Here is a 7681-nt window from a genome sequence, read left to right on the forward strand (position 1 = left end):
CACCGGTTACCGCATGAATTCAAAACTCAACGATAGGGTCAAATCATTACGTGCGCTGATTGATCAGCATGATTACAAGTATTACGTTCTCAACCGGCCCGATATCTCCGATGAAAAATACGACCAACTTCTTAAGGAGTTAGTTGGATTAGAATCAAAGCACCCCGAGTTAATCACGCGTGATTCACCGACGCAGCGCGTTGGATCGGACCTTACAAAAAATTTTCCAACCGTTCCGCATATTCAGCCGATGATGAGCCTTTCCAATACGTACAGCAAAGAGGAATTGGTGGAATTTGACCTCCGGGTTGGCGAGGTATTGGAGGGACACAAATACGAATACGTGTGTGAATTAAAATTTGACGGCGTGGCGATAAGCCTGATTTACGAAGGCGGATATTTAGTCAGAGGGGTTACGCGCGGCGACGGAGAAAAAGGCGAAGACGTGACGGTCAATATAAAAACTATCCGTTCGATCCCTTTGAGCATGGAAAACAAAACACGCCTGGAGGTACGAGGGGAAGTTTTGATGTATCGCGAAGATTTTATGGTAATGAATCAGCGGCGTACCGAATCCGGAGAAGCGGCATTCGCAAATCCGCGAAATTCTTCCGCGGGGACGCTGAAAATTCAGGATCCGAAAGAAGTTGCCGGGCGTCCGCTGAAGTTCTTCTCGTACTATTTGCGGAACTTGGATCCGTCGGCCAATTTCAAATCCCATTTTGACAGTTTAAAAGAATTGGAAAGATTAAAATTTCCCGTGATGAAAGCGCACCGTGTGTGCAAGGATATTCATCAGGTTTTCGATTTTTGTAAAGAATGGGAAGAAAAAAGGGACACATTACCGTTTGATATTGACGGGGTTGTTATAAAAGTGAATAATATTAGGCAGCAGGAAACGCTCGGGGCCACGGCCAAATCGCCCCGCTGGGCAATTGCATATAAATTCAAGGCGCAGCAGGCGAGCACCAAAGTCCTCGGAATTACATTGCAGGTCGGACGAACAGGCGTGGTGAGCCCGGTAGCAGAACTCGAACCGGTGTTTTTGGCGGGATCGACCATCAGCCGCGTAACATTGCACAACGAAGATTTTATTCGGGAAAAAGATATTCGCGTGGGAGACTTGGTTGTAATTGAAAAGGGCGGAGATGTCATACCGAAGATTTCGAAAGTCATGTTAGAGAAAAGGGCGTCGTCATCCAAACAATTCACTTTCCCGAAGAAATGTCCGGTCTGTAATTCCGAAATCATTAAAACCGAAGGAGAGGCTGCATGGCGGTGTGAAAATATGACTTGCGATGCGCAGATAAAAAAACGCATTGAACATTTTTGTTCACGTGACGCGATGGATATAGAGAATTTAGGAGAGGCTGTCGTGGCGCAATTGGTTGATCGGCATTTGATCAGAGATGTAGCCGATCTGTATTTACTCCGATGGGAGCCGTTAATTGATCTTGAGCGTATGGGACAGAAAAGCGCATCGAATTTGATAAATGGGATTGAAAAAAGTAAACATCAATCACTTGAAAAACTGATTTACGCTCTCGGCATACGTTTTGTTGGCGAAGAATCCGCAAAAGACCTTGCAAAACATTTTAAGGTTTTAGACAAGTTAATGAGTGCGAATACCGATGTGCTGCTTCAGATTCAAGGAATAGGCGAGCGGACAGCCAACAGCGTGGTGCAGTTCTTTAAAAATCCGAAAAACATCGCCGTTATCCAAAAATTGATGAGCGCAGGCGTCAATACAAAACTAACCAGTTCATCGGCGAAGCATGTACCACAGATATTCTCAGGAAAAACCTTTGTTTTGACCGGTACTTTGCCGACACATTCAAGAGACGCGGTAAAAAAAATGATTGAAGAACGTGGCGGCAAAACATCCGGAAGCGTAAGTAAAAAAACGGATTTTGTGTTAGCCGGTGAACAAGCGGGATCTAAATTAGCAAAGGCAAGAGAACTTGGAATTGGCGTCATAGACGAAAACGAATTCATCAAAATGATTGAGAACGCATGAGACCACGTTTTATTTATTATGCTATTTTGTTTCTTCTGTCTTTGGTCGTCATGGGATCTCTGGCCATGTCATCCGGCTTAAACCGTGAGGGAACGATCGAATTGGACAGCATGATCTATGGTACTGCGCCTAAGCCGTTCGTTTATAGGCAACTGATGCCGGTCGCAGTTCGGCTAACGGTACAGGCCATTCCTTCAGACGTGCGAAATGCAATGATCGAAAGAGCGTCGAAGAGTTCGACTATCGCCCGCATTATGTCGCGTCTAAAATTGTCCAGTGACTTGTTTGTTGACTATGCTGTTTCGGTCTTTTTTATCTATGTATCACTCTGGGGATTTCTCCTTTCTTTTCGAGTCCTGATTGACAGATTATATGAAACAAGTCTTTTTTTTGCTGATGCAGTTACGGTGGCCGCATTGGTAGGAATTCCGGCATTTTTCAGTTTCAGCTATATCTATGATATTCCTACGCTGTTTCTATTTACACTCGGTTTAGGGATTATGATAACAAGGCAGTGGGGTTTATATTTGTTTTTCTTTTTTATTGGATGCTGGTCAAAAGAAACGATGATCCTTCTGATAATGGTTTTTGTCATTCATTTTTACTTCAATACGGAAATGGATCGACGTCTTAGGAAGAAATTGCTGGCGGCTCAAATCGGCATTTTTATATCAGTCAAGATTATTTTGGAGATTGTATTTTATCAGAACCCGGGTGGTTTAATTGAATTTCATTTTATTCATAACATACTTTTCGGCTATCATTACTATTTGACTACATTTCTGTCCTGGATCGTTTTAGCATTATTGCTTTTTTATAAGTGGAAAGAAAAACCCGCATTTCTTAAGAATGCTTTATGGATCGGTGCTCCTTTATTTGTTCTAACCTTATTTCTAGGTTTTCTGTATGAAATACGCGATTACGGCGAAGTATATCCTGTATTGATCGGATTAACCGCGCATAGTGTAGCGGCTATTTTAAATATCCCATGCTTACCTAAGGAAAATATATGACACCTCTTAAATGGCACGTTATGGTCGCTTTTACCTTTTGTGTTTTCATGCTTATTTCTCCGGTGCAACGGAACGATAACAAAATCGGCGTCGCGTTGAAAGATCGGCTGTCAAAAATGTCTTCTGACGAGAAAGAACTTGTTTGGGTTTATTTCAAAGACAAGGGAGCGGATATTAATCTGAAAAAAAATCGTGCGTTTCAAACACTGTCAGGTAAAACCCTTAAACGCCGCGCAAAAGTGCGGAGCTCCGATAATCTTGTTGATGAAAGAGATATTCCGGTTTCTCAGAATTATTGCAAAGCAATTGAAGAAAACGGTATCGCAATTCGTAATACATCCAAATGGTTTAACGCAGTGAGCGCTTGGGCTACGCGGGAACAAATTGAAGTTCTGAATAATTTAGATTTTGTAATTAAAATCGATCCCGTAGCGCGATTCCAAAAAAAGAAGGACATCGATGAAAGTGAATCTGTTGAACTGACGCGCGTATTAAATAAAAAGTTGTCGTCCGGGTTTGATTCTTTGTTTTATGGGTACAGTTATTCACAGCTCAAGCAGATTAATGTCCCCGAAATGCATCAACTAGGTTTTTTCGGGCAGGGAGTCACTATCGCGGTTTTTGACGCAGGCTTTAATAATTTAGCGCATGAAGCATTCGACAACATGCAAATCATAGCTAAATGGGATTTTGTGAATAACGATGGGGGAGTCGGAGATAGTGCCGATATGGGGGAAGGATCACATGGTACGAATACGCTTTCGGTTGTTGGCGGATTTAAACAAGGTAAATTGATCGGACCAGCATATCGCGCTGAATATATTCTGGCAAAAACAGAAAACACTGATAGTGAAACGCCATTCGAAGAGGATAATTGGATAGCCGCGATGGAATGGGCGGAAGGTCTTGGCGCTGATATTATAAGCAGTTCATTGGGGTATATTAATTTTGATTCATCCGGTGCGCTGACCTATGACAAAAGCGTATACAATTGGACATGGATGACTGGAGATTCGACGAGGATCACCAAGGCGGCCAATATCGGCGTGGGTATGGGCCTCGTGGTTGTAAATTCCGCTGGAAATGAATATGCCAATATTTCACACAATACGTTAGGTGCGCCCGCGGATGGCGATAGCGTCATAGCTGTTGGCGCGGTCGATGCGTCCGGAATAAGGGCCGTTTTTAGTTCCGTTGGGCCGACAACGCGCGGGCAGATAAAACCGGACGTAATGGCAATGGGCTACGCGGTGAGTATGGCCAGCGCGACCAATACTACCGGGTATGTATTAAACCCGGGAACTTCTTTTGCCTGTCCCCTGACGGCAGGCGTATGCGCTTTGATGTTATCCGCTCATCCGGGACTAACTCCGGCGCAAGTGCGATGGGCGTTGAAAATGACAGCCGATAATGCAGGCAGCCCTAATAACCTTTACGGATACGGTATTATCAACGCTTTGGCGGCATCCAATTATTTTGGGATTACCGGAATACCGGATACAACAAATACGCCGGATCAGTATTTTCTTTATCAGAATGCGTCAAATCCATTTGGCGATGAAACCTTCATAAAGTATGATGTAGCCAAAGCCGGTAACGTGCGAATTACAGTCTATAATATTTTGGGTCAACAGGTGAAAACGTTAATTAATCGGCACCATTCGGTTCAAAGCGGATACACAGTCATGTGGGACGGAAAGGATGCTCAAGGGAACGCAGTTTCATCCGGTATGTATTTTTACCGGCTGGAAGGAAATAAATTCTCAAAAACAAAAAAAATGCTTTTAGTAAGATAATTTTAGCTGCAACCGTATTCGGGGGGAGTGAAAACTTCTTTCTTTGAATAGACGGTTTTTCCATTAACCTCGTACTCGCCTTTTACCAGTACTCTGTACCAACGCCGTAGCGCTTCTACAAGAATAATCACCGCGCATGTCATGATGATCACGGTCATGCTGATATTGATATAGCCCTGAACGGCCATTTGCGGGTTCTCCGTCAATGGAAGAAAATTGTCCGTTATGTTTAACCAACACGCAGTCAGAGTGGTTGTCGCAACAAAAACAAGCGGTACGAGCGTTATCCAAACGTATTTCTTCTTACCTGAATTTAATATTGCGCTGGTTGCAACTGCCAGTGCCACGCTGGCGAGCAATTGATTAGCCGTGCCGAACATAGGCCAGATGGTACTGATACTGCCTGTCCATATAAAATACCCCCAGCCAACAACCACCAGAGCAGACGAAATCAAGGCGCCCGGCAGCCAATCTGTTCTGTCAAACGGTTTCCAGATCCGCCCACCGAATTCCTGCACCAAAAAACGTGACACACGTGTTCCGGTGTCGATGGTCGTTAGAATAAACAAAGCCTCAAACATAATGGCGTAGTGATACCAATATGAAATCAGGTGTGAAAATCCCGGAATGGCTCCGAATATCTGAGCAAATCCTACGGCGAGTGAAACGGCGCCTCCGGGCCGGCCGGCAAGCGATTCGCCGATTTCCTTTGAAAGCACATCGAGGCTCACAATATCCAGGCCTAGCGTTTTGAATTTTTCCGGCGTGACATTGATCGCGAAATAGTCGGCTGGAAAGAGGGAACATGATGCGATCAGCGCAACAATACCGACAAGACCCTCCATCAGCATGGCGCCGTAACCAATAAAACGAGCATCCGTTTCTTTGTTTATCATCTTCGGTGTGGTGCCGGATGCAACTAACGCATGAAATCCGGAAATTGCGCCGCAGGCAATAGTGATAAAAACGAACGGAAATATTTTTCCGGGAATGATCGGCCCGCCGCCGTCAACAAATTCAGTAAAAGCCGGCATTTTTAAATCGGGATGAACGATAAAAACACCCAGAACCAGAGCCGCAATGGTTCCTATTTTCATATATGAACTCAAATAATCGCGCGGGCACAATAACAGCCAAACAGGTAATACCGAAGCAATAAAACCGTACACTGCGATGGAAATAATAATGCCTTCGCGTGACAATGTAAAATACGGTTCCAAAAAAGACCCCGGAATCCAACTCCCGGCGATGACCGCAAAAAAAACACCGATGACACCTATAACGCTTGCTTCGCCGATTCGTCCCGGTCGAATCCTGTACATCCACAAACCGACAAATAGCGCGATCGGAATAGTTAATGCGATCGTGAATGTTCCCCATGAACTCTCGCGCAATGCATTGACCACGGCTAAGCCCAATCCTGCTAAAGCGATAACAATGATAATAAGTATGGCGATCGAGCCGATCAGCCCGGCCAAAGGGCTTATTTCATAACGGGCAATTTCAGCAAGCGATTTTCCTTTACGGCGAACGGAAGCGGCTAAGATGACAAAATCCTGGACGGCCCCGCCTAGGCATACCCCGATCAATAACCACAAATATCCAGGGAGAAATCCAAACTGGGTTGCCAATACCGGTCCGATCAAAGGGCCTGCACCGGAGATTGCGGCAAAATGATGGCCAAACAGAACCCATTTCGAAGTCGGATGATAATTTTGACCGTCATTCATAGTATGCGCCGGCGTTTCGCAGGCGTCATTGAGAGCAACAACTTTAGACGCGATAAAAGCGCTGTAATATCTGTAGGCAATAGCCATAACCAGCAATGCAACAAGCAGCAATGGAAATGCATTCATACATTAACTCCGTATGGAAATTTGAGGCGGCATGAACGGGTTTTGGTCGGTCAATATAATTGGCATAACTTTGAATATCAATGGTCAGTTGCTTCTTCGTCCATGTAATCCCATGTTGATTCATGTTGATTTTTTTTGTATCATTTCCAAAGCACGGGCGTATAAACCGGCTGGCAGCACACGACCTGGCTAAAATTTAGAAAATTCTTAATATGAATAACTTTTCTAAAAACATCTATAGTCTACCTGTATTTGTCCTGCTCATCACAGTGTTATTTGCTGATTTGGTTAGCGCACAAGTCGGGCTTTCACGCCGGCAAGCGGATAAACTCTTTGAGAGCGGCGATCATTATCATGCCATGCAATCCTATAAACAATTGCTTGACGAAAATCCGGATGATCCTGAATTGAATTATAATGTTGGCAATAGCCTTTACCGTATGCAGATGTATGACCAGGCTAAATTGTACTATGAAAAAGCACTGGCCAATGCATCCGATTCGAAACTGAAAAATAACATTCAATATAATATTGCCAACTGTGAATATAAATCCAAGAAACTGAAAGAGAGTATAGAAGGCTATAAACAAGTTTTGCGAAAGAATCCGGAAGATGCCGATGCCCGAAAAAATCTGGAATTGGCTCTGAAACAAATGCAGAAGCAGAACCCTCCCCCTCAGAAAAATGATGATAAGAACCAATCCAAGAAGGATCAGCAAAAGGACGAGCAGGATAAGGACAAAGAAGATAAAAAACAGGATGAGACGAAAGATCAACGTAACGAAGACCGGAACGACCAAAAAAAGCAGAGTGAGACAACACAAGGAATGAATAAAAAGGAAGCTGAAAAGCTGCTGGATGCTCTTAAGAATCAGGATAAAGATTATCAGAAGAAAAAAATAAAAGAAAAAGTGACTAAAGAGCAAAAAACAGAAAAAGACTGGTAGCGACTAAACGGACTTACCGCGTAGTTTGCGGTATAGAGGAGTTGTTTTGGGT

At 43.9% G+C, this 7681-nt stretch carries 5 protein-coding genes; 4 read left to right on the forward strand and 1 reads right to left on the reverse strand.

Features of this window, described 5'->3' with window-relative positions:
* Window positions 1-13: 13 nt before the first annotated feature.
* From ligA to F9K33_13920, 3 genes are read left to right on the forward strand one after another with little or no spacing between them, the layout of a single operon-like run.
* Entirely contained in the window at window positions 14-2017 is a 2004-nt protein-coding gene (gene ligA, locus F9K33_13910) for an NAD-dependent DNA ligase LigA (GenBank protein KAB2878273.1), read from the forward strand.
* On the forward strand, window positions 2014-3030 hold the full coding sequence (locus tag F9K33_13915) for a hypothetical protein (GenBank protein ID KAB2878274.1): 1017 nt from the start codon (window positions 2014-2016) through the stop codon (window positions 3028-3030). Before ligA ends, F9K33_13915 begins: the two co-directional genes overlap by 4 nt.
* A complete protein-coding gene (locus tag F9K33_13920) occupies window positions 3027-4826 on the forward strand; it encodes a S8 family serine peptidase (protein KAB2878275.1) in 1800 nt (599 codons plus the stop codon). The genes F9K33_13915 and F9K33_13920 overlap by 4 nt, the downstream gene beginning before the upstream one ends.
* 2 nt (window positions 4827-4828) lie before the next feature.
* On the opposite strand, the gene F9K33_13925 is transcribed toward F9K33_13920, so the two are convergent.
* Complete coding sequence (locus F9K33_13925) at window positions 4829-6682, reverse strand: carbon starvation protein A (protein KAB2878276.1); 1854 nt, start codon at window positions 6680-6682, stop codon at window positions 4829-4831.
* Window positions 6683-6894: 212 nt separating this feature from the next.
* Here F9K33_13925 and F9K33_13930 point away from each other — a divergent pair, with 212 nt between their 5' ends.
* Window positions 6895-7629: a tetratricopeptide repeat protein gene (locus F9K33_13930; GenBank protein ID KAB2878277.1), complete on the forward strand. Its 735-nt coding sequence runs from the start codon at window positions 6895-6897 to the stop codon at window positions 7627-7629.
* The last annotated feature ends 52 nt before the right edge of the window (window positions 7630-7681 follow it).

This window comes from bacterium, assembly GCA_008933615.1.
Taxonomy (GTDB): Bacteria; CLD3; CLD3; order SB21; family SB21; genus SB21.

Bases quoted from the DNA above. Each gene is read 5' to 3' on its own strand.
- ligA (KAB2878273.1), top strand. From the start codon at position 14: ATGAATTCAAAACTCAACGATAGGGTCAAATCATTACGTGCGCTGATT.
- F9K33_13915 (KAB2878274.1), top strand. From the start codon at position 2,014: ATGAGACCACGTTTTATTTATTATGCTATTTTGTTTCTTCTGTCTTTG.
- F9K33_13920 (KAB2878275.1), top strand. From the start codon at position 3,027: ATGACACCTCTTAAATGGCACGTTATGGTCGCTTTTACCTTTTGTGTT.
- F9K33_13925 (KAB2878276.1), bottom strand. From the start codon at position 6,682: ATGAATGCATTTCCATTGCTGCTTGTTGCATTGCTGGTTATGGCTATT.
- F9K33_13930 (KAB2878277.1), top strand. From the start codon at position 6,895: ATGAATAACTTTTCTAAAAACATCTATAGTCTACCTGTATTTGTCCTG.